General features: G+C 63.1%; 14 protein-coding genes. 10 read left to right on the forward strand and 4 right to left on the reverse strand.

All coding sequences use genetic code 11. The annotated features are described in order from the left end of the window. Positions 1 to 50 precede the first annotated feature (50 nt). Positions 51 to 2,729 carry a bifunctional diguanylate cyclase/phosphodiesterase gene (locus NCCP436_RS11265; RefSeq protein WP_220804099.1) on the reverse strand — a complete coding sequence of 893 codons (2,679 nt, stop codon included), beginning with the start codon at positions 2,727 to 2,729 and terminating at the stop codon, positions 51 to 53. 163 nt (positions 2,730 to 2,892) lie between these two features. Here NCCP436_RS11265 and NCCP436_RS11270 point away from each other — a divergent pair, with 163 nt between their 5' ends. Beyond that, positions 2,893 to 3,399, forward strand: coding sequence for a hypothetical protein (locus NCCP436_RS11270; RefSeq protein ID WP_220804100.1), 507 nt, complete (start codon positions 2,893 to 2,895; stop codon positions 3,397 to 3,399). Positions 3,400 to 3,407: 8 nt separating this feature from the next. Here the strand turns inward: NCCP436_RS11270 and NCCP436_RS11275 are convergent, their stop codons facing one another. From NCCP436_RS11275 to aceE, 3 genes are all read right to left on the reverse strand, one after another. Beyond that, positions 3,408 to 3,848 (reverse strand): CopD family copper resistance protein, encoded by a 441-nt coding sequence (locus NCCP436_RS11275; RefSeq protein WP_220804101.1) that lies wholly within the window; start codon positions 3,846 to 3,848, stop codon positions 3,408 to 3,410. Positions 3,849 to 4,032: 184 nt separating this feature from the next. Beyond that, positions 4,033 to 5,985 carry a dihydrolipoyllysine-residue acetyltransferase gene (gene aceF / locus NCCP436_RS11280; RefSeq protein WP_220804102.1) on the reverse strand — a complete coding sequence of 651 codons (1,953 nt, stop codon included), beginning with the start codon at positions 5,983 to 5,985 and terminating at the stop codon, positions 4,033 to 4,035. Positions 5,986 to 5,996: 11 nt separating this feature from the next. Further along, on the reverse strand, positions 5,997 to 8,642 hold the full coding sequence (aceE, locus tag NCCP436_RS11285; protein WP_220804103.1) for a pyruvate dehydrogenase (acetyl-transferring), homodimeric type: 2,646 nt from the start codon (positions 8,640 to 8,642) through the stop codon (positions 5,997 to 5,999). 268 nt (positions 8,643 to 8,910) lie between these two features. Between aceE and glnE the strand changes: the two genes are divergently transcribed. The 9 genes from glnE (at position 8,911) to NCCP436_RS11330 (ending at position 19,921) form a co-directional block, all read left to right on the forward strand. Beyond that, positions 8,911 to 11,844, forward strand: a complete 2,934-nt coding sequence (gene glnE / locus NCCP436_RS11290; protein WP_220804104.1) for a bifunctional [glutamate--ammonia ligase]-adenylyl-L-tyrosine phosphorylase/[glutamate--ammonia-ligase] adenylyltransferase — start codon at positions 8,911 to 8,913, stop codon at positions 11,842 to 11,844. A gap of 63 nt (positions 11,845 to 11,907) precedes the next feature. Continuing rightward, positions 11,908 to 12,831 carry a branched-chain amino acid transaminase gene (locus tag NCCP436_RS11295; protein WP_220804105.1) on the forward strand — a complete coding sequence of 308 codons (924 nt, stop codon included), beginning with the start codon at positions 11,908 to 11,910 and terminating at the stop codon, positions 12,829 to 12,831. 184 nt (positions 12,832 to 13,015) lie between these two features. Continuing rightward, a complete protein-coding gene (gene waaF, locus NCCP436_RS11300) occupies positions 13,016 to 14,059 on the forward strand; it encodes a lipopolysaccharide heptosyltransferase II (protein WP_220804106.1) in 1,044 nt (347 codons plus the stop codon). 1 nt (position 14,060) lies between these two features. Next, positions 14,061 to 15,065, forward strand: coding sequence for a lipopolysaccharide heptosyltransferase I (waaC, locus tag NCCP436_RS11305; protein ID WP_220804107.1), 1,005 nt, complete (start codon positions 14,061 to 14,063; stop codon positions 15,063 to 15,065). Between the two features lie 9 nt (positions 15,066 to 15,074). Beyond that, a complete protein-coding gene (locus NCCP436_RS11310; protein ID WP_220804108.1) occupies positions 15,075 to 16,199 on the forward strand; it encodes a glycosyltransferase family 4 protein in 1,125 nt (374 codons plus the stop codon). Further along, complete coding sequence (rfaP, locus tag NCCP436_RS11315; protein ID WP_220804109.1) at positions 16,196 to 17,002, forward strand: lipopolysaccharide core heptose(I) kinase RfaP; 807 nt, start codon at positions 16,196 to 16,198, stop codon at positions 17,000 to 17,002. The genes NCCP436_RS11310 and rfaP overlap by 4 nt, the downstream gene beginning before the upstream one ends. Next, on the forward strand, positions 17,002 to 17,736 hold the full coding sequence (locus tag NCCP436_RS11320) for a lipopolysaccharide kinase InaA family protein (protein WP_220804110.1): 735 nt from the start codon (positions 17,002 to 17,004) through the stop codon (positions 17,734 to 17,736). Before rfaP ends, NCCP436_RS11320 begins: the two co-directional genes overlap by 1 nt. Further along, entirely contained in the window at positions 17,733 to 18,476 is a 744-nt protein-coding gene (locus tag NCCP436_RS11325; RefSeq protein WP_220804111.1) for a lipopolysaccharide kinase InaA family protein, read from the forward strand. The genes NCCP436_RS11320 and NCCP436_RS11325 overlap by 4 nt, the downstream gene beginning before the upstream one ends. After that, positions 18,476 to 19,921, forward strand: coding sequence for a lipopolysaccharide kinase InaA family protein (locus NCCP436_RS11330; RefSeq protein ID WP_220804112.1), 1,446 nt, complete (start codon positions 18,476 to 18,478; stop codon positions 19,919 to 19,921). Before NCCP436_RS11325 ends, NCCP436_RS11330 begins: the two co-directional genes overlap by 1 nt. Positions 19,922 to 19,927: the final 6 nt, after the last annotated feature.

A 19,927-nucleotide genomic window follows, 5' to 3' on the forward strand; every position in this document is an offset into this window, starting at 1 on the left:
GGCGGTTTCCTGAAAGTGATTGAAATGTGAACTGCGCAGCGTGCCGTGTATTAAGTTCGCTGGCTGGTCTTTGGCCGGCGGGGATAGCGGCGCAGGCTGTCAATCAGCTCGCGGCCGGGAATCGGTTTGTCGAACAGATAACCCTGGCCGATATCACACTGCTGGCGGCGAAGGAAGCCAAGTTGTGCGGCGCTTTCGATGCCTTCGGCCACCACCTTGAGCTTGAGGTTGTGAGCCATGGCGATCACGGCAGAGGTGATTTCCATGTCGTCCTGGTTCTCAGGGATGTCCTTGATGAAGCTGCGATCGATCTTGATCACGTCGATGGGAAACTTCTTCAGGTAGCTCAGTGACGAGTAGCCGGTGCCGAAGTCGTCCATGGCCAGGGTCAGGCCCAGGCTCTTGAGCTGGGCGAGCTGGTGGCGGGTGTTTTCGGTAGCTTCCAGCAGCAGGCTCTCTGTAAGCTCCAGCTCCAGCAACCTGGGATCGAGATTTTCTTCTTCGAGTATGGCGCTGATCGAGCCCAGCAGATCCGGATCCGAAAATTGCTTGGGCGAAAGGTTAATGGCCACTTGCAGGTCGCCCAGACCGATAGTGGCGATCTGTCGGCTCATACGACAGGCCTGGCGGATTACCCATTTGCCGATGGGGATGATCAGCCCGGTTTCCTCGGCCACACCGATGAACTGATCCGGACGGATCATGCCTTTTTCCGGATGCTGCCAGCGCAGCAGTGCCTCCAGGCCGAGCAACTGCCCGGTTTTCAGGCACAGCTTGGGCTGATAGAAAACCTCCAACTGATTCTGGGTCAGTGCACGACGCAGGTTGCTCTCGACGAAAAGCTTGTAGTTGGCCTCGGCGTTCAGGGCTTCGGTGAACAGTTGTACCTGATGTTTGCCGTTAGCCTTGGCCTTGTGCAAGGCAAGGCCGGCGTTCTTCATCAGGGTTTGCGGGTCATCGCCATGTTGCGGCGCGATGGCCAGGCCCACCGAACCGGTGATGTTGATCAACTGGTTATCGACAAACAGTGGTCTGTCCAGCGTCTGCAGCACCTGATGGGCGATGTGCTGGGCGGCAGCCTGGTCGCAGCCGTCGAGCAAAATGGCGAATTCGTTACTGGCAAAGCGAGCCAGGCTGCCTTGTTCACCCAGGCTGTTGCGCAGGCGACGGGCCAAAGCAGAGAGTAGTTTGTCGCCGGTTTGGTGGCCGAGGCTGTCGTTGATTCTCTTGAAGTTATCGATGTCTACCAGCAACAGGCCTATCGGTGTGGGGCTACCGGAGGCGAAGCGTTGCTCCAGGCTGCGGATGAAGGCCGGGCGGTTGCCCAGGTTGGTCAGATTGTCGGTGTAGGCCAGGCGTTCGATGCGCTGCTGTGCCAGCTTGGATTCGGTGATGTCCTCGTAGATGCCGATGTAATGGGTCAGCTCGCCGTTGTCGCCATAGACCTTGGAAAGCGACAGGTGACCCCAGTAGGGCTCCTGATTCTTGCGCCGGCTGCGAAACTCGCCTTGCCAACTGCTGTGTTCGGCCAGGTTCGATTGGGTGTCGAATAGCAGGTCGCTGAGGCTGGAAAGGGCTGGCAGATCCGATAGGTGACGGCCACAGACTTCCTCGCTGCTGTACAGGGTGATGGCGGTGAAGCTCGGGTTGACGTATTCCACCCGGCCTTGGCGATCCACCAGGAGGAAGGCGCTGGCGCTTTGCTCGACGGCTCGCTGGAACAGATGCAGGGCATGGGCAGCACTGCGCCGCTGCTGACTGATGAGCACCTGGGCGAAATGGTCGGCCAGCTCGCCCGCGAAGGCAATTTCGTCAGCCTGCCAGGTACGCGGGACACCGGCATGTTCGAGGCAGAGAACCCCGACAACCTCGCCGTCGATACGGATGCTGGCATCAAGCAATGAGGTGATGCCGTTCGGTTCCAGATAGCTGGGGCCCAATTCGCGTGTGCGCAGGTCGTGCAAGGCATCATGGGCATCGATCGAACGGCCGCTGTGCAGGGCTTCCAGATAGAGCGGAAAGTCGTCGGTAGCAACCGCAGCGAGCTGCTCGTGGCGGGACAGGTCGCGGCGGTATAGAGACACCGACTCGATGCGCTGGCCGTTCAGTCGCCAAATGCCGGCGCGGGCTACACCGTAGACCTCACAAGCGGCCTGGGTGATGAGTTCGGCAGCCTCCTGGAGTGGATCCTCGGAGATGTAACGGTGGCGGGCCAGGCGCACCATCAGTTGTTGCTGGGTGCGCGAACGGGCCAGATGTTGCAGGTGGTCGTCCTGCGTCCGTTGGTACTGCAGCAGGGTGTTGCGCAACTGGCGGTTCTCTAGCTCCGCAGGCGCCTCGTCGCTGATCAGCAGGTAGCCGCGCAACAACTGACGGTGGCGCTGGCGGAAAGGTTCGCCCAGCTCCAGCATGTTGAGTGCGCCGTTTGGTGTATGCAGGGTGTAGCGCACCAGATAGTACGGCCGCTGCAGGAGTTGCTGCTGGATGGCGTCGTGCAGCTGGTAGCGGGCCTCCGGCTCCATCAGGCTGGCATAGGGAGCATCGACCAGGGCGCACAGGTCGGCCGCACTGATGCCGAGCTGGCGCTCGCAGGCCGGATCGAGGAACAGCAGCGCCCAGCTTGGTTCGTTCAAACGCTCGAAACGCAGCATGCCGAGCCGTGAAGGCACTGGCAACTGCGTCACAACCTCGGCCGCCGGGTAGGGGGCAGCATCGGGATGGCTTTTCATCGGGCGTCGTGCTTCCAGTATGCTGATCAGGCTAGGTATCTGCACCTGCTCCGCTGCAGTATCGCAAGAAACGATGCGAAGGGGCGGGCAGTGGTGCTCAGGCCTACTTCACTATAGCTTTCGGCAAGGGTGCATCATGCAAAGGATACTGACAAGAAAACTGATGACGATGCTGGTGGGCGGGATGCTGCTGGCCCTGCAGCCACTGCTTGCCGGCGCCGATGATCGCGGGGCTTTGCAGGGCGCCGAGCAACGCGCCTATCTCGACGGTCTCAGGCAACTGTACCTGGCCGACGACGAGCGCCGGGCGCTGCTGGCTCACGGCAACGCGCTGCTGGAAACCTATGCGCTGCGCGCCGGTTACCAGGTTGGCCAGACCAGGCGCCAGGACTGGCTCTATCAGCTCAGTGTCGGAGAGGCCGGCGAGCTGATTCTGCGCGAGGAAAGTCGTGACGAAGCGAGCAGTGCCATCGCCGTGCGTCACCAGCGCCTGTCGGTTTATGGTGCCGATCCCTTCATCCGCTACGAATGCCCGCCGAGCGGTGTCCGCTGTGTGCTGTTCAACCCGCTCGACGGCAGCCCGCTGCTGAGTATCGTGCGCGACCACAGTGGTGCTGCGGAGTTGGCCAAGGCCCTGAGCTTCCTGATTCGCAACCTGCAGAAGGGGTAGCATCCTGCCTAGAGGTCGAGAATGAACATGGTCTTGGCCAGGAACAAGATTCCTAGCATGTGAATCAGCACACTCAGGTGCAGATGCCGTGAGCGCGCCGCAGTCATTCGGCCGCTGCGCATCAGCACCACCAGCAGCAGGAAGTGGCCGAGGATGCTCAGCGCCAGCACTATCTTCAGGCTCAGAAGCAGGGCGAAGCTGCTGGTCAGCGGTGCCTGCAGTACGCTGCGGTAGTGCCAGGCCAGGGCGATGCCGGCGCAATAGAGAACCAGCACCACCCAGTGCATGACCTGCCGGGCGCGCCGCGCAAGCGCCTGCGAGAAGTCGGCGCGCTGCGCTTCCTGCAGTACCGGTGTGGCGCGACTGAGAATCATCACTTCGAAGAACACGCCGCCTATGAAAAAGGCGGCTGCGGTCAGATGGGCGAGCTTCAGTAGCGAGTAGAACATTGCAGCGCTCCGCAATGGAGATTGTTGACGGATGATGCCGGTAGACCAGGCGGCAGTCATGATGTCGGTCAAAACATGCAGGCAGGATGGTCCGCGCACGACGGATGATAAGAGGCGAAGGAGCAAAAAAACCCCACCCGGATGGGTGGGGCTGAGGATGCGAGCGTGGCGTGCTCGAAACGAGTTACAGCAGGATGGTGCGGATGTCAGCCAGCAGTTGTGACAGACGCTGGGTGAAGCGGGCGGCGGCCGCGCCATTGATCACCCGGTGATCGTAGGACAGCGACAGCGGCAGCATCAGGCGCGGCTGGAAAGCCTTGCCGTCCCACGCCGGCTGCATGGTGGCCTTGCTGACACCGAGGATCGCCACTTCCGGCGCGTTGACGATCGGCGTGAAGCCGGTACCGCCAATGTGACCGAGACTGGAGATGGTGAAGCAGGCGCCCTGCATGTCGTCAGCCGAGAGCTTCTTCTTGCGGGCCTTGTCGGCCAGTTCGGCCGCTTCGCCAGCCAGCTGCAGCAGGCTCTTCTGATCGACGTTCTTGATTACCGGCACCAGCAGGCCGTCCGGCGTATCGACAGCAAAGCCGATGTGCACGTACTTCTTGCGGATCAGCGCCTTGCCGCTCGGAGCCAGCGAACTGTTGAAGTCCGGCAGCTCCTTGAGCAGGTGGGCGCAGGCCTTGAGCAGCAGCGGCAGTACGGTCAGCTTGACGCCGGCCTTTTCGGCCACGGCCTTCTGCGCTACACGGAAGGCTTCTAGATCCGTAATGTCGGCCGACTCGAACTGGGTCACGTGCGGCACGTTGAGCCAGCTGCGATGCAGGTTGGCTGCGCCGACCTGCATCAGGCGGGTCATCGGCACTTCCTCGACTTCACCGAACTTGCTGAAATCGATGGTCGGGATCGGCGGGATGCCGGCGCCGGAGGTGGCTGCTGCGGCTTCCGGTGCGCTCTTGGCCTTGTGCATCATCGCTTTGACATAGGCCTGCACGTCCTCCTTGAGGATGCGTCCTTTTGGCCCGGTGCCGGTGATGTCGCTCAGTTCGACGCCAAAGTCACGGGCCAGCTGGCGCACGGCCGGGCCGGCGTGCACGCGGGCGCCTTCGCGACGCGGTGCGGCAGCTACGGCAGCAGCGGCGGCCGACAGCGAGGCGATGGCGCGTACCTCGGCGGCTACCGCCGGGGCGGCACCTTCCGGTACACGGTGTACCTCCTGGCTGGCCTGAGTCGCAGCCGGTTGGGCGGCTCCGGCAACCTTGAGGCGCAGGATCAGGTCACCGGTGCCGATTTCATCGTCCAGTTTGACCAGTACTTCTTCCACTACGCCGGCGGCGGGCGAGGGGATCTCCATGGAGGCCTTGTCGGACTCCAGGGTCAGCAGGCTTTGGTCGACCTCGATGCTGTCGCCGGCCTTGACCATCAGTTCGATGACCTTGCCCTTGGCGCTGGAGCCGATGTCCGGTACGTGGACATCCTGCACGCCACCCGTTACCGGGGCAGTGGCGGCTGCCGGGATCGCTTCAGCTTGTGCAGCCGGAGCCTGAGCTGGAGCCGCTGCAGGTGTGGCCTGGGTGGGCACCGCGCCTTCGACGCGCAGGCGAAGGATCAGGTCGCCGGTGCCGATCTCGTCATCCAGCTTGACCAGCAGCTCCTCCACCACGCCGGCCTGCGGCGCGGGGATTTCCATGGAGGCCTTGTCGGACTCCAGGGTCAGCAGGCTCTGGTCGGCCTCGATGCGGTCGCCAACCTTGACCATCAGTTCGATGACCTTGCCCTTGGCGCTGGAACCGATGTCCGGCACCTGCACGTCCTGCACACTGCTGACGGCTGCTGCTGGCGCAGCGGCCGGTGCAGCGGCCGCTTGCGGGGCTTCGGCTTTCGGCGCAGGCGCCGCTTGCGCAGCACCTTCGACTTCCAGCACCAGCAGCTCGTCGCCTTCCTTCAGGCGGTCGCCGATCTTGACCTTCAGTTCCTTGATCACGCCGGCCTTGGGCGAGGGTACTTCCATGGAGGCTTTGTCGGACTCCAGAGTCAGCACGCTCTGGTCGGCTTCGATGCGATCACCGACCTTGACCAGCAGCTCAATGACCTCGCCTTCACCGCCGAGGTCGGGTACGCGAATCAGTTCACTCATCGCTACGCTCCTTAGCAGTCCAGGGGGTTAGCTTTGTCGGGGTTGATGCCGAACTTGGTGATGGCATCGGCCAGTACCTTGGCTTCCAGCTCGCCGCGGTCTACCAGGGCTTCCAGAGCAGCCAGTACGACCCAGTAGCGATCCACCTCGAAGAAGTGACGCAGCTGCTTGCGGCTGTCGCTGCGGCCGAAGCCGTCGGTGCCCAGTACCTTGTATTCCTTGCTCGGTACCCACTGGCGAACCTGCTCGGCATACAGCTTCATGTAGTCGGTGGACGCAACCACCGGCCCCTTGCGGCCAGTCAGGCACTGCTCGATGTAGGTCTGCTTGGGCTTCTGGCCCGGATGCAGACGATTGCTGCGCTCCACGGCAAGACCGTCGCGGCGCAGCTCGTTGAAGCTGGTGACGCTCCATACATCGGCGCCGATGTTGTACTCCTCGCGGAGGATCTTCGCCGCCTCGCGTACTTCGCGCAGAATGGTGCCGCTGCCGAGCAGTTGCACGTGATGGGCGGCTTCCTTCTTGTCTTCCTCGAGCAGGTACATACCGCGGATGATGCCTTCCTCGACCCCTTCCGGCATGGCCGGCTGCTGGTACGACTCGTTCATCACGGTTATGTAGTAGAAGATGTCCTGCTGCTGCTCGATCATCTGGCGGATGCCTTCACGAATGATCACTGCCAGCTCGTAGCCGTAGGTCGGATCATAGGTGCGGCAGTTGGGGATGGTCGAGGCCAGGATGTGGCTGTGACCGTCTTCGTGCTGCAGGCCTTCGCCGTTGAGGGTGGTACGGCCGGCGGTGCCACCGATCAGGAAGCCACGGGTGCGGCTGTCGCCGGCAGCCCAGGCCAGGTCGCCGATACGCTGCAGGCCGAACATCGAGTAGAAGATGTAGAACGGCAGCATCGGCTGGTTGTGGATGGAATAGGAGGTGCCCGCGGCGATGAAGGAACTCATGGCACCGGCTTCGTTGATGCCTTCCTCGAGGATCTGGCCCTTCTTGTCCTCTTTGTAGAACATCACCTGGTCCTTATCCACCGGCTCGTAGAGCTGGCCGACCGAGGAGTAGATGCCGAGCTGACGGAACATGCCTTCCATGCCGAAGGTACGGGCTTCGTCCGGGATGATCGGTACGATGCGCGAGCCCAGATCCTTGTCCTTGACCAGTTGCGCGAGGATGCGCACGAAGGCCATGGTGGTGGAAATCTCGCGGTCTCCGGTGCCGTCGAGGATGGCCTTGAGGGTATCCAGCGGCGGGGTCGGGATGCTGAAGCTCTTCTGCCGGCGCTGCGGCACGAAGCCGCCGAGGGCCGCACGGCGCTCGTGCAGGTACTTGTACTCGGGGCTGCCCGGCTCGGGTTTGACGAACGGCAGCTTTTCCAGATCCTCGTCCTTGACCGGAATGTCGAAGCGGTCGCGGAACTGGCGCAGGCTTTCCACATCCACCTTCTTGGTGTTGTGTGCGGTGTTCTTCGCCTCGCCGGCGCCGGTGCCGTAGCCCTTGATGGTCTTGGCCAGGATCACGGTGGGCTGGCCCTGATGATTGACCGCCTGGTGATAAGCCGCATAGACCTTGTACGGGTCGTGGCCGCCACGGTTGAGCTTCCAGATCTCCTCGTCGGAGAGATCCTTGACCATCTCCTTGAGTTCCGGGGTGTTGAAGAAGTGCTCACGCACGTAGGCCCCGTCCTTGGCCTTGTAGTTCTGGTACTCGCCATCGACCACCTCGTCCATGCGACGCTGCAGGGCGCCGTTCTTGTCCTTGGCGAACAGCGGATCCCAGAAGCGGCCCCAGACTACCTTGTTGACGTTCCACTGGGCGCCGCGGAACACACCTTCGAGTTCCTGGATGATCTTGCCGTTGCCGCGCACCGGGCCGTCCAGACGCTGCAGGTTGCAGTTGATGACGAAGATCAGGTTGTCCAGTTTCTCGCGGCCGGCCAGGGCGATTGCGCCGAGGGATTCCGGCTCGTCGCATTCGCCGTCGCCCATGAAGCACCATACCTTCTGCTTGCCGGCCGGGATGAAGCCGCGCGCTTCCAGGTACTTCATGAAGCGGGCCTGGTAGATCGCCTGGATCGGCCCCAGTCCCATGGAAACGGTGGGGAACTGCCAGAAGTCCGGCATCAGCCAAGGGTGAGGATAGGAGGACAGGCCCTTGCCGTCGACTTCGCGACGGAAGTTCTGCATCTGCTCCTCGCTGATGCGGCCTTCCATGAAAGCACGGGCGTAGACGCCGGGGCTGGCGTGGCCCTGGTAGAACACCAGGTCGCCGCCATGCTCTTCGGTCGGAGCCTGGAAGAAGTAGTTGAAGCCGATGTCATACAGCGTCGCCGAGGAAGCGAAGCTGGAAATGTGGCCGCCCAGATCCGGGTCGTCCAGGTTGGTGCGCATCACCATGGCCAGGGCGTTCCAGCGTACCAGCGAGCGGATGCGGCGTTCCATGAACAGGTCACCCGGCATGCGTGCTTCGTGAGTGACCGGAATGGTGTTGCGGTACGGCGTGGTGATCGCGTAGGGCAGTTGCGCACCGCTGCGGGTGGCCAGCTCGCCCAGACGGGTCATCAGGTAATGGGCACGGTCTTCACCCTCACGGTCGAGGACGGATTCAAGGGCGTCCAGCCATTCCTGGGTTTCGATCGGATCGAGGTCTTGCATGGCTTGCTCCAGGGCGGAAAGGCTTCCAGAATCGGAGGCCAGTTAAGGCTCACCGGCTTTTTGAGCAGGTGAGTTGCATTCTTGGATTTACCGGGGGTAGGTCCGGCCGTTTGTAGTTTTACTACATTTTGGCGACGGATTCAGCCCTCTGGATACAATTCAGCAGTAGTAAAACTACAATTCGCGGTGATGATGGCCGCCGCAAGCCCGTGGCTGCTGGCTTCGATGGTTTCACCGTGCGTCTGACAATCCGTCAAAAGGATAGACCATGAGCCAGCCGTTGCCGGTCGAGTTACCCCCTTCGCTGACATCCCGGGTGGAACGGGTGGAGAGCGTGCTGGAACAGTTGGCAAGCGGTTTCGAGGGCGAGCTGGCCGCATGGCCGCCTGGCCGCCGCGAGGCATGGCGGCGAGTTGCGGTGCTTAGTGATTTTGTCGTCGAGCAGGTCCAGCGTGATCCGCAGATGTTTTTTGCGCTCGCCGCTTCCGGCGAGCTGGAGCGTTCGCTGGCCGCCGGTGAGCTGCGCGAACAGTTGGCTGGACAGTTGCTCGGTTGCGACGACGAGGAGGCTCTGGCGCGCTGTCTGCGGCGTTTTCGCAACCGTCAGCAGCTGCGCATCATCTGGCGCGACTTCAGTCGCCAGGCCGTGCTTGCAGAGACTTGTCGCGATCTCTCGGATCTGGCTGACGCCTGCATCGATCTTGCCTACCACTGGCTCTATCCCCGCCATTGCGAGCAGTTCGGCACGCCAATCGGACGGCGTAGCGGCCATCCGCAGCATTTGGTGGTTCTTGGTATGGGCAAGCTTGGCGCCCACGAGCTGAACCTGTCTTCGGACATCGACCTGATCTTCGGTTATCCGGAAGGCGGGGAAACCGAGGGAAGCAGGCGCGCGCTGGACAACCAGGAGTTCTTCACCCGCCTGGGGCAGCGGCTGATTCGTGCGCTGGATGCGATCACTGTCGACGGCTTCGTGTTCCGCACCGACATGCGCCTGCGCCCCTACGGCTCCAGTGGCGCGCTGGTGTTCAGCTTCAATGCGCTGGAGCAGTACTACCAGGATCAAGGGCGCGACTGGGAGCGCTATGCCATGATCAAGGCGCGGGTGGTTGGTGGCGATCAGGCCGCCGGGCGGGAGCTGTTGGAGCTGCTGCGTCCCTTTGTCTATAGGCGCTATCTGGATTTCTCTGCCATCGAAGCGCTGCGCGCCATGAAGCAACTGATTCAGCAGGAGGTGCGGCGCAAGGGCATGAGCGAGAACATCAAGCTGGGTGCCGGAGGCATCCGCGAAGTGGAGTTCATCGCCCAGGCCTTCCAGTTGATCCATGGCGGCCGTGATCTCAGTCTGCAGCAGCGGTCGCTGCTCAAGGTTCTGGCGACCCTGGAAGGGCAGAGTTACCTGCCTCCGGCGGTGGTCGCTGAGCTGCGTGAAGGCTACGAGTTCTTGCGCTATACCGAGCATGCCTTGCAGGGGATCGGTGATCGGCAGACGCAGATGCTTCCGGCCGATCCCCTGGAACAGGCGCGGGTGGCGGCGATTATGGGGTTTGCCGACTGGGTGGCCTTTCACAAGCGGTTGACCTACTGGCGTGGTCGTATCGAGTGGCATTTTCAACAGGTTATTGCCGATCCGGACGAAGAGGACGGATGCCCCGGGGCAGCTTCCTACGGCGCCGAATGGCTGCCGCTGTGGGAGCAGGCGCTGGACCAGGAGGCTGCTGTGCTGCAGTTGCAGGAGGCGGGGTTTGGCGAGCCGCAGGCAGCTTGGCAGCGCCTTCTGGCCCTGCGTAATTCGCCGCAGGTGCGGGCCATGCAGCGCCTCGGGCGTGAGCGCCTGGACGCCTTCGTGCCGCGTCTATTGGCGCAGACCATTGAGCACGACAACCCGGATCTGGTGCTTGAGCGGGTGCTGCCGCTGGTGGAGAAGGTGGCGCGGCGCTCGGCCTATCTGGTGCTGCTGAGCGAGAACCCGGGTGCCCTGCTGCGTCTGACGACCCTGTGCGCTGCCAGTCCGTGGATCGCCGAGCAGATCGCCCGCTTTCCGCTGTTGCTTGACGAACTGCTCAACGAGGGCAGGCTGTACTCGCCTCCGCAGGCGCCCGAGCTGGCGGCTGAGCTGCGCGAGCGGCTGGTGCGTATTCCGCAGGACGATCTGGAGCAGCAGATGGAGGCGCTGCGTCATTTCAAGCTGGCCCACAGTCTGCGTGTGGCCGCTTCGGAAATTGCCGGCACGCTGCCGCTGATGAAGGTTTCCGACTATCTGACCTGGTTGGCTGAGGCAATTCTCGAACAGGTTCTGGCGTTGGCCTGGCAGCATACGGTGCAGCGTCATGGGCGGCCGTTGCGCGCAGATGGCACACCGTGCGACCCGGATTTCATCATCGTCGGCTACGGCAAGGTGGGTGGCCTGGAGTTCGGACACGGCTCGGATCTGGATCTGGTTTTCATTCACGGTGGCGACCCGCAGGCCGAGACCGATGGCGCCAAGCCGATCGACGGAGCGCAGTTTTTCACTCGACTGGGGCAGCGCATCGTTCATCTGCTGACTACCCAGACCACTTCCGGCGCGCTCTACGAGGTGGACATGCGCCTGCGTCCTTCCGGTGCGGCGGGCCTGCTGGTCAGTTCCCTGGGCGCCTTCCAGCGCTACCAGGAAAGCGAGGCCTGGACCTGGGAGCACCAGGCGTTGGTACGCGCCCGGGTGCTGGTTGGCTGCCAGCGACTGGCTGGCGAGTTCTCCCGGGTGCGTGCCGAGGTGCTCGGCCGGCAGCGCGAGCTGGCGGCGTTACAGCGCGAGGTCAGCGAGATGCGTGCCAAGATGCGTGACAACCTGGGCACTCGCGCTACTGCGGCCGGTACCGCAGACAATGCCTTTGAAGCCACGTCCAGCTTCGATCTGAAGCAGGACGCCGGTGGTATCGTCGATATCGAATTTATGGTGCAATACGCGGCTCTGGCCTGGTCATGGCAGTACCCGCAGCTACTCGAGTTCACCGACAATATCCGCATTCTGGAAGGTCTGGAACAGGTCGGGCTGATGCCCGCTGAGGATGCCGCACTGCTGCGCGAGGTGTACAAGAGCTACCGCTCGGCGGCCCACCGGCAGGCGCTGCAGAAGCAGCCGGGCGTGGTGCCGGGCGATCAGTTCCAGGCTGAACGCCGCGCCGTGATGCGCCTGTGGCAGGCACTTGGGCTGAATTGACCGGGCGGGGCAAGGCCCCACCCACTGAAGTTAATCGAGAAGCGAATTTGAGGAGCAGGCAAGATGTCGATGTCCGACCGTGACGGCGTGATCTGGTACGACGGCAAACTGGTGCCGTGGCGCGAAGCAACCACCCATGTGCTGACCCATACCCTGCATTACGGTATGGGCGTGTTCGAGGGGGTGCGTGCCTACAACACCCCGGACGGCACTGCGATCTTCCGCCTGCAGGCGCACACCGACCGTCTGTTCGACTCCGCCCATATCTTCAACATGCAGATCCCCTTCACCAAGGAGGAGATCAACGAGGCGCAGCGTGCGGCGGTACGCGAGAACGGTCTGGAAAGCGCCTATCTGCGTCCGATGGTGTTCTTCGGTAGCGAAGGCATGGGCCTGCGTGCCGCTGGCCTGAAGGTGCACGTGATCGTCGCGGCCTGGCACTGGGGCGCCTACATGGGTGAAGAAGCGCTGGAAAGCGGAATCAAGGTGCGCACCAGCTCCTACACCCGCCACCACGTCAACATCGCCATGACCCGCGCGAAGGCCAACGGCAACTACATCAACTCGATGCTTGCTCTGCAGGAAGCCATCTCCGGCGGCGCCGACGAGGCCATGTTGCTGGATCCGGAAGGCTATGTGGCTGAAGGTTCGGGCGAGAACATCTTCCTGGTCAAGGACGGCGTGATCTACACCCCGGAAGTGACCAGCTGCCTCAACGGCATTACCCGCAGCACCATCATCACTCTGGCGTCCGAGCTTGGCATCAAGGTGGTGGAGAAGCGCATTACCCGCGACGAGGTGTATATCTGCGACGAAGCCTTCTTCACCGGTACCGCCGCCGAAGTGACGCCCATCCGCGAAGTTGACGGCCGTCAGATCGGTATCGGCCGCCGTGGCCCGGTAACCGAAAAGCTGCAGAAGGCCTACTTTGACCTGGTGACCGGCAAGACCTCGGCTCATGCCGAGTGGCGCACTCTGGTCAAGTAAGGACGGTTCCGGGGTCATGACGGGGAGGCTTCGGGAGCTTGTCGGCAGGCTTGTACGCTAGCTGCTCGAAGAGGCGGGCAGACGCAGACAGTGATGTTGTCCGCGGGCGCCGCTTCGTTCAGTGCAGTCAGAAGTGCAGGCTGTCGGCAGGCTTCCGGCCTCCCCGATCGTTTCTGGAAAGGATATGAAGATACTAATCGTTGGGCCCAGTTGGGTGGGCGACATGGTGATGGCGCAGACACTGTTCCAGTGTCTGAAGCAGCGTCATGGCGAGTGCGAGATCGATGTGTTGGCGCCGGACTGGAGTCGGCCGATCCTTGAGCGCATGCCCGAGGTGCGGGCCGCGCTGAGCCTGCCGCTGGGGCATGGCGTGCTCGATTTGGCCACCCGTCGGCGTATCGGCAAGTCACTGGCCGGCCGCTACGATCAGGCGATCCTGCTGCCCAACTCGCTCAAGTCCGCGCTGGTGCCATGGTTCGCCGGCATCCCTCTGCGCACGGGCTGGAGAGGCGAGATGCGCTATGGCCTGCTCAACGACCTGCGCATTCTCGATAAGGACCGCTACCCGCTGATGATCGAGCGCTTTATGGCGCTGGCCTACGAACCGGGTGCGGCATTGCCTCAGCCTTATCCACGGCCATGCCTGGTGATCGATCAGGCCAGCCGCGATGCGGCGCTGGAGAAGTTCGGCCTGCAGCTTGATCGCCCGGTTCTGGCGCTATGCCCCGGAGCGGAGTTCGGCGAGGCCAAGCGCTGGCCGGCCGAGCACTACGCCAAGGTTGCCGAAGCGCGGATTCGCCAGGGCTGGCAGGTCTGGCTGTTTGGTTCGAAGAACGATCATGCCGGCGGCGAAGATATTCGCCTGCGGCTGATTCCCGGGTTGCGTGAGGAGGTCAGCAATCTGGCTGGGCAGACCAGTCTGGCTGAGGCCATCGATCTGATGTCGGCTGCTGCGGCAGTCGTCTCCAACGATTCGGGGCTGATGCACGTGGCAGCAGCTCTGGAACGCCCGCTGGTGGCCGTTTACGGCTCTACCTCTCCACAGTTCACGCCACCGCTGGCCGAACGGGTGGAAATCGTCCGGCTGGGGCTGGAGTGCAGCCCTTGCTTTGAGCGTACCTGTCGCTTCGGTCACTACAACTGCCTGCGTGATCTGGCGCCGCGGCAGGTGATCGACGCGCTGGGCCGACTGGTGGGCGATCCACTGAGCCTGGCCGAGGATCACTGAATTGCGGGTGCTGATCATCAAAACCTCGTCGCTAGGCGACGTGGTACATACCCTGCCGGCTCTCACCGATGCGGCCCGGGCGATTCCCGGCATCCGTTTCGACTGGGTGGTGGAGGAAGGCTTCGCCGAGATTCCGGCCTGGCACCCGGCGGTGTCGCAGGTGATTCCGGTAGCGATCCGCCGCTGGCGCAAGCACCTGCTGCAAACCTGGCGCAGCGGTGAGTGGAAGCGTTTTCGCCAGCGCCTTGGCGCGACCCGCTACGACCTGGTGATCGATGCCCAGGGACTGCTGAAAAGTGCCTGGCTGACCCGTTATGTCAAGGCTCCGGTGGCTGGCCTGGATCGCGACTCGGCCCGTGAGCCGATCGCCTGTCGCTTCTACGACCGTCTGTACGCCGTACCCAGGGAGCAACACGCACTGGAGCGTACCCGTCAGTTGTTCGCCCAGGCGCTGGACTATCCGCTGCCGGTCGGCGTGGGTGACTATGGCCTTGACCGTGCCGCATTAGGCGATACCGCAGCCGGGCCTTATCTGCTGTTTCTGCATGGCACTACCTGGCCGAGCAAGCACTGGCCGGAGGCAGACTGGCGCGCCCTGGCCGAACGTATGGACGAGCTGGGCTGGGCGGTGCGCCTGCCATGGGGCAATGCCGAGGAGAAGGCGCGGGCCGAGCGCATTGTTTCCGGTCTGCAGTATGCGGCGGTGCTGCCGAAATTGAATCTGGCTGGCGTGGCCAAGGTCATTGCCGGTGCTCGGGCCTGTGTTTCGGTGGATACCGGCCTTGGCCACCTGGCCGCTGCGTTGGACGTGCCGAACATTTCCCTTTACGGTCCAACCCTGCCTGGCAAGGTGGGCGCCTACGGCCGTGGCCAGATCCATCTTTGCGCCAGTGGCCCTGGCGCAGGCAGTGGTGATCGCAATCAGCCATGTTTCGAGGGCTTGGGCGCCGAGCGCGTCGCCCTGGAGCTGGAGGCGCTGTTGCTTGCACCTCGCGAAACCCTTTAAGGAGTGGCTATGCAACTGGCCTTCGTTCTCTACAAATACTTTCCTTTCGGCGGACTGCAGCGCGACTTCATGCGCATCGCCCTGGAGTGCCAGGCGCGCGGCCATGCCATTCGCGTCTACACGCCGATCTGGGAGGGCGACAACCCCGGCGGCTTCGACGTGCGCGTGGCACCGGTTCGTGCCCTGTTCAATCACCGCCGCAACGAGAAATTCACCGCCTGGCTGCAAGCCGACCTCAAGCGAGATCCTGTCGACCGGGTGATCGGCTTCAACAAGATGCCGGGCCTGGACGTGTACTACGCCGCCGACGGCTGTTTCGAGGACAAGGCACAGACCCTGCGCAACCCGATCTATCGTCGCTGGGGGCGCTACAAGCATTTCGCCGAGTACGAGCGAGCGGTGTTCGCGCCGGAGTCGAAGACCGAGATACTGATGATCTCCGAGGTGCAGCAGCCGCTGTTCATCAAGCACTACAAGACACCTGTGCAGCGCTTCCATCTGCTGCCTCCGGGAATTGCCCAGGATCGCCGCGCACCGGCCAATGCCGCCGAGATCCGTGCCGAGTTCCGCCGGGAGTTCAATCTGAGTGATGATGATCTGCTACTGGTGCAGATCGGCTCCGGCTTCAAGACCAAGGGGCTGGATCGCAGCCTCAAGGCGCTGGCGTCCCTGCCGCGCGAGTTGCGCAAACGCACCCGGCTGATCGCCATTGGCCAGGATGACCCCAAGCCCTTCCTGCTGCAGGTCAAGGCACTGGGGCTGACGGATCAGGTGCAGATTCTCAAGGGACGTAGCGATATTCCACGTTTCCTGCTCGGTGCCGACCTGCTGATCCACCCGGCCTACAACGAGAATACCGGTACCGTACTGCTGGAGGCCCTGGTGTCCGGCCTGCCGGTGCTGGTTACCGATGTGTGCGGCTACGCGCATTACATTGCCGATGCCGACTGCGGCCGGGTGCTGCCCAGCCCGTTCGAGCAGGAGCAGCTCAACCGCACCCTGGCCGATATGCTCGCCGATCCGCAGCAGCGCGCCTTCTGGGGGCGCAATGGGCTTGCCTATGCCGACAGCGCCGATCTGTATTCGATGCCGAAGAAGGCCGCCGACGTGATCCTCGCGGAGAAACACGCGTGAAGCTGATTCTCGCCGAGCCGTTCAAGAGCCTGTGGGCCGGTCGCGACGCCTTCGAGGCCGTCGAGGCGTTGCAGGGCCAGGTCTACCGTGAGCTGGAAGGCCGCCGTACCCTGCGCACCGAAGTCGACGGGCGGGGTTACTTCGTCAAGATTCACCGCGGTATTGGCTGGGGCGAGATCGTCAAGAACCTGCTCAGTGCCAAGGCGCCGGTGCTCGGCGCTGCGCAGGAATGGCAGGCGATCCAGCGCTTGACCGCTGCAGGAGTGCCGACCATGACCGCCGTGGCCTACGGCGAGCGCGGCAGCAATCCGGCGCGTCAGCATTCATTCATCGTCACCGAAGAGCTGGCGCCGACCGTCGACCTGGAGCAGCTCAGCCTGAACTGGGCGCAGCAGCCGCCCAGGTTCGCTCTCAAGCGCGCGCTGATCGGTGAGGTGGCGCGGATGACCAGGGCTATGCATCGTGCCGGGGTCAATCACCGTGACTGCTACATCTGCCATTTCCTGCTGCACACGGAGCGGCCGATCCAGCCTGGCGATCTGCGTCTGTCGATCATCGACCTGCACCGCGCCCAGGTGCGTCGGCACACGCCGCGGCGCTGGCGTGACAAGGATCTGGCCGCGCTGTATTTCTCGGTGCTCGATATCGGCCTGACCCGGCGCGACAGGCTGCGCTTCCTGCGCGACTATTTCCAGCGGCCGCTGCGTCAGGTGCTGCGCGAAGAGGCGCGCCTGCTACAGTGGCTGGAGCGCAAGGCTGCGAAGCTCTATGCGCGTAAGCAGCGCTATGGGGATGCACTCTGATGGCCGGTTGGAATCTCGCCGAAGACTATCGTGCACTGGCTGCCGACTTTGGTTCGTTGCAGGCCGTGTTCGAGTTGCAGGGCCGGCGCCTGACCAAGGACCCGCTGTCCGAGGTGATACTTATCGAGCGCGACGGCGTGCGTTACTACGTCAAGCGCTACTGGGGCGCAGGCAAGGGGCTGCGCCGTTATCTCGGCCGCCCGCGAGTCAAGGCCGAGTGGCAGAACCTCAGGCACTTCGCCAGGTGGGGCATCCCCACCGCGCCCATTGTTGCCTATGGACTGGAGAGAAGGGCCGGTGCCTTTGTTCGTGGTGCGCTGATTACCCGCGAACTGGAGCACACCTGTGATCTGGCGATGCTGGCGAAGGAGGGTGATCCGCGCCTGCGCAATGCGTCCTGGGTAGATGACATCAGCCGTCAGTTGGCGCAGCACACCCGGACGCTGCATGACCATCACTTCACTCATAACGATCTGAAATGGCGCAATCTGCTGGTCAACGAGCAGGGTCGGCTGTTCTTTATCGACTGCCCTACCGGCAGTTTCTGGTGGGGGGCGTTGCTGCGCTACCGGATCGTCAAGGATCTGGCCTGTCTGGATAAGGTGGCCAAACAGGTACTGAGACGAACCCAGCGTTTGCGCTTCTACCTGCAGTACCGTCAGCGGGCCCGGCTGGATGAGGCCGGCAAGCGTCAGGTGCGCAGGATCCTGAAGTTCTTCGAGGGACGGGAATGAGCGACTTTATTGCCGCAGAAGACCGTGTACTGCTCGAACGCCATGGCCTGGCCAGTTTCGAGGCGCTGTGGGCGCTCAAGCTGGAGGCGGTGGATGAGCCCAACACCGAGCGCGGCGGCTGGAGCAGTGTCTATCGGCTGGAGCTGGATGAGCGTGCCTACTACCTCAAGCGGCAGAGCAATCACCTGACCCGCAGTCTGTTGAAGCCGTTGGGCGAGCCGACCTTTGCCCGCGAATTTCGCAACATCCGCCGCTATGCCGAACTAGGCATTCCGGCGCTGCAGGCGGCCTTTTTCGCTGAGCGACGTGTGCCGGGTGAGCACCGGGCGCTGCTGCTGACCCGGGCCCTGGATGGCTGGCGGGATCTGGATCATTGGCTGCAGCGTTGGGCCGAGCTGAGCGATGCGCAGCGCAGCGCCATTCTGAGGGCCTGTGGCGAGCTGGCGCGTGATCTGCATCGGGCGCGGCAGATGCATGGTTGTTTCTATCCCAAGCATATCTTCCTGCGTGAGGGGGCTGCGGGTTTTGATGCGCAACTGATCGATCTGGAAAAGACCCGGCCGCTGCTGCTGGGAGAGCGCGACCGGATCAAGGATCTGGAGCCGTTGCTACGCCGCGCCGGTCTGTGGAGCGAGGCTGAAGTGCGTCAGTTGCTCACTGCTTATCTGGGTGAGAAGGGCGATATCGAGCGCTGGTATCAACGTCTCGGCGCTCGTCGTCGGCACAAGGAGATGCGCTGATGCAACTGGCCGAACTGCAGCAGGCTGGCCGTGCGCCACAGCTGCCGCTGAGCCTGGAGCTTGCCGGTGAGTCGCTGCGCCTCGAACGCCTACTGCGGGTGCTGCCCGGGCAGCGTTATGTCGCTCTGGCACAGTGGCGTGGTCGTGCAGTGCTTGCCAAGCTGCTGGTCGGCGGCAAGGCCGAGCGGCATTACCAGCGTGAACTGGAGGGTGCCCATCTGCTGGCAAACCAGGGGCTGACGACGCCTGTCCTGCTGGCAGAGGGCTTTGCGAGCGGGCAGGGCGGCTGGCTGCTGTTTGACTATCTGAATGGCGCCGAGAGCCTGTGGGACGCCTGGCGTTCGGTGGTACACGAGCCGCTGTTGTCCGACGCTCAGCAGGCAGTGCTCGGCGCGGCCCTGGAGTCCATCGCCCGGCTGCATGGCAAGGGCCTGTGGCAGGCCGATCTGCATCTGGACAATCTGCTGCGGCATGACGGTCGCCTGTATCTGATCGACGGTGGTGGCGTGCGGGTGGAGACGGCCGGGCAGCCTCTTTCGCGCCAGCGGGTGCTGGAGAATCTCGGGGTGTTTTTCGCCCAGCTACCGGCGGAGCTGGATACTTATCTGGAGGAGCTGCTGATCTTCTACCTGCTGGCCAATGGTGAGCATGCCCTGCCTCTGGAGCAGTTGCAGAGCGAGGTGGAGAAGGTGCGTCGCTGGCGCCTGCGGGATTTCCTGCGCAAAACGGGGCGCGACTGCAGCCTGTTTGCCGCACGGATCGGTGCCTTCGGCCTGCGCGTGCTGCGCCGTGACTGCGAGCCGCTGCTGCAGCCGCTGCTCGGCGAGCTGGATGCGCGAATTGATGCCGGCCATCTGTACAAGACAGGCGGAGCCGCGACGGTGGCCCGTATCGAGGTTGGGGGACGGCCGCTGGTGCTCAAGCGTTACAACGTGAAGAACCTGCTGCACTGGTTCAAGCGCTTCTGGCGGCCGAGCCGCGCCTGGCACAGCTGGCGTGAGGGCAATCGCCTTCAACTGCTGGGCATTCCCACTCCTACGCCTTTGGCGGTGATCGAGCGGCGCTTTTGCTGGCTGCGTGGGCGCGCCTACCTGATTACCGACTATTGCGGTGGGCAGGATATAATTGCCCGTTTCGAGGCATATCGGCACGCATCCCCACCGGAGGCCGAACTGCTGGCTCTTGAGCGATTGTTTGCCGCCCTGTTGCGCGAGCGCATCAGTCATGGCGATCTCAAGGGGCACAATCTGTTCTGGGATGATGCGCAGGGTGCCTGGTCGCTGATTGACCTGGATGCCATGCGTCAGCATCGCAGTGCACGCAGTTTTGCTCGGGCCTATGCCCGGGACCGTGCCCGTTTTCTGCGCAACTGGCCGGCAGACTCCGCGCTGTACCGGTTGCTCGACCAACGTTTACCGCAGGTGCCTGGCACCTGCCCGAACTAGAGGCTT

Source organism: Pseudomonas sp. NCCP-436 (assembly GCF_019656335.1).
Classification (GTDB): Bacteria; Pseudomonadota; Gammaproteobacteria; order Pseudomonadales; family Pseudomonadaceae; genus Aquipseudomonas.

What these genes read in the sequence shown, in the direction of transcription:
- NCCP436_RS11265 (WP_220804099.1), bottom strand. Translation starts at nt 2,729, where the DNA reads ATGAAAAGCCATCCCGATGCTGCCCCCTACCCGGCGGCCGAGGTTGTG.
- NCCP436_RS11270 (WP_220804100.1), top strand. Translation starts at nt 2,893, where the DNA reads ATGACGATGCTGGTGGGCGGGATGCTGCTGGCCCTGCAGCCACTGCTT.
- NCCP436_RS11275 (WP_220804101.1), bottom strand. Translation starts at nt 3,848, where the DNA reads ATGTTCTACTCGCTACTGAAGCTCGCCCATCTGACCGCAGCCGCCTTT.
- aceF (WP_220804102.1), bottom strand. Translation starts at nt 5,985, where the DNA reads ATGAGTGAACTGATTCGCGTACCCGACCTCGGCGGTGAAGGCGAGGTC.
- aceE (WP_220804103.1), bottom strand. Translation starts at nt 8,642, where the DNA reads ATGCAAGACCTCGATCCGATCGAAACCCAGGAATGGCTGGACGCCCTT.
- glnE (WP_220804104.1), top strand. Translation starts at nt 8,911, where the DNA reads ATGAGCCAGCCGTTGCCGGTCGAGTTACCCCCTTCGCTGACATCCCGG.
- NCCP436_RS11295 (WP_220804105.1), top strand. Translation starts at nt 11,908, where the DNA reads ATGTCGATGTCCGACCGTGACGGCGTGATCTGGTACGACGGCAAACTG.
- waaF (WP_220804106.1), top strand. Translation starts at nt 13,016, where the DNA reads ATGAAGATACTAATCGTTGGGCCCAGTTGGGTGGGCGACATGGTGATG.
- NCCP436_RS11310 (WP_220804108.1), top strand. Translation starts at nt 15,075, where the DNA reads ATGCAACTGGCCTTCGTTCTCTACAAATACTTTCCTTTCGGCGGACTG.
- NCCP436_RS11320 (WP_220804110.1), top strand. Translation starts at nt 17,002, where the DNA reads ATGGCCGGTTGGAATCTCGCCGAAGACTATCGTGCACTGGCTGCCGAC.
- NCCP436_RS11325 (WP_220804111.1), top strand. Translation starts at nt 17,733, where the DNA reads ATGAGCGACTTTATTGCCGCAGAAGACCGTGTACTGCTCGAACGCCAT.
- NCCP436_RS11330 (WP_220804112.1), top strand. Translation starts at nt 18,476, where the DNA reads ATGCAACTGGCCGAACTGCAGCAGGCTGGCCGTGCGCCACAGCTGCCG.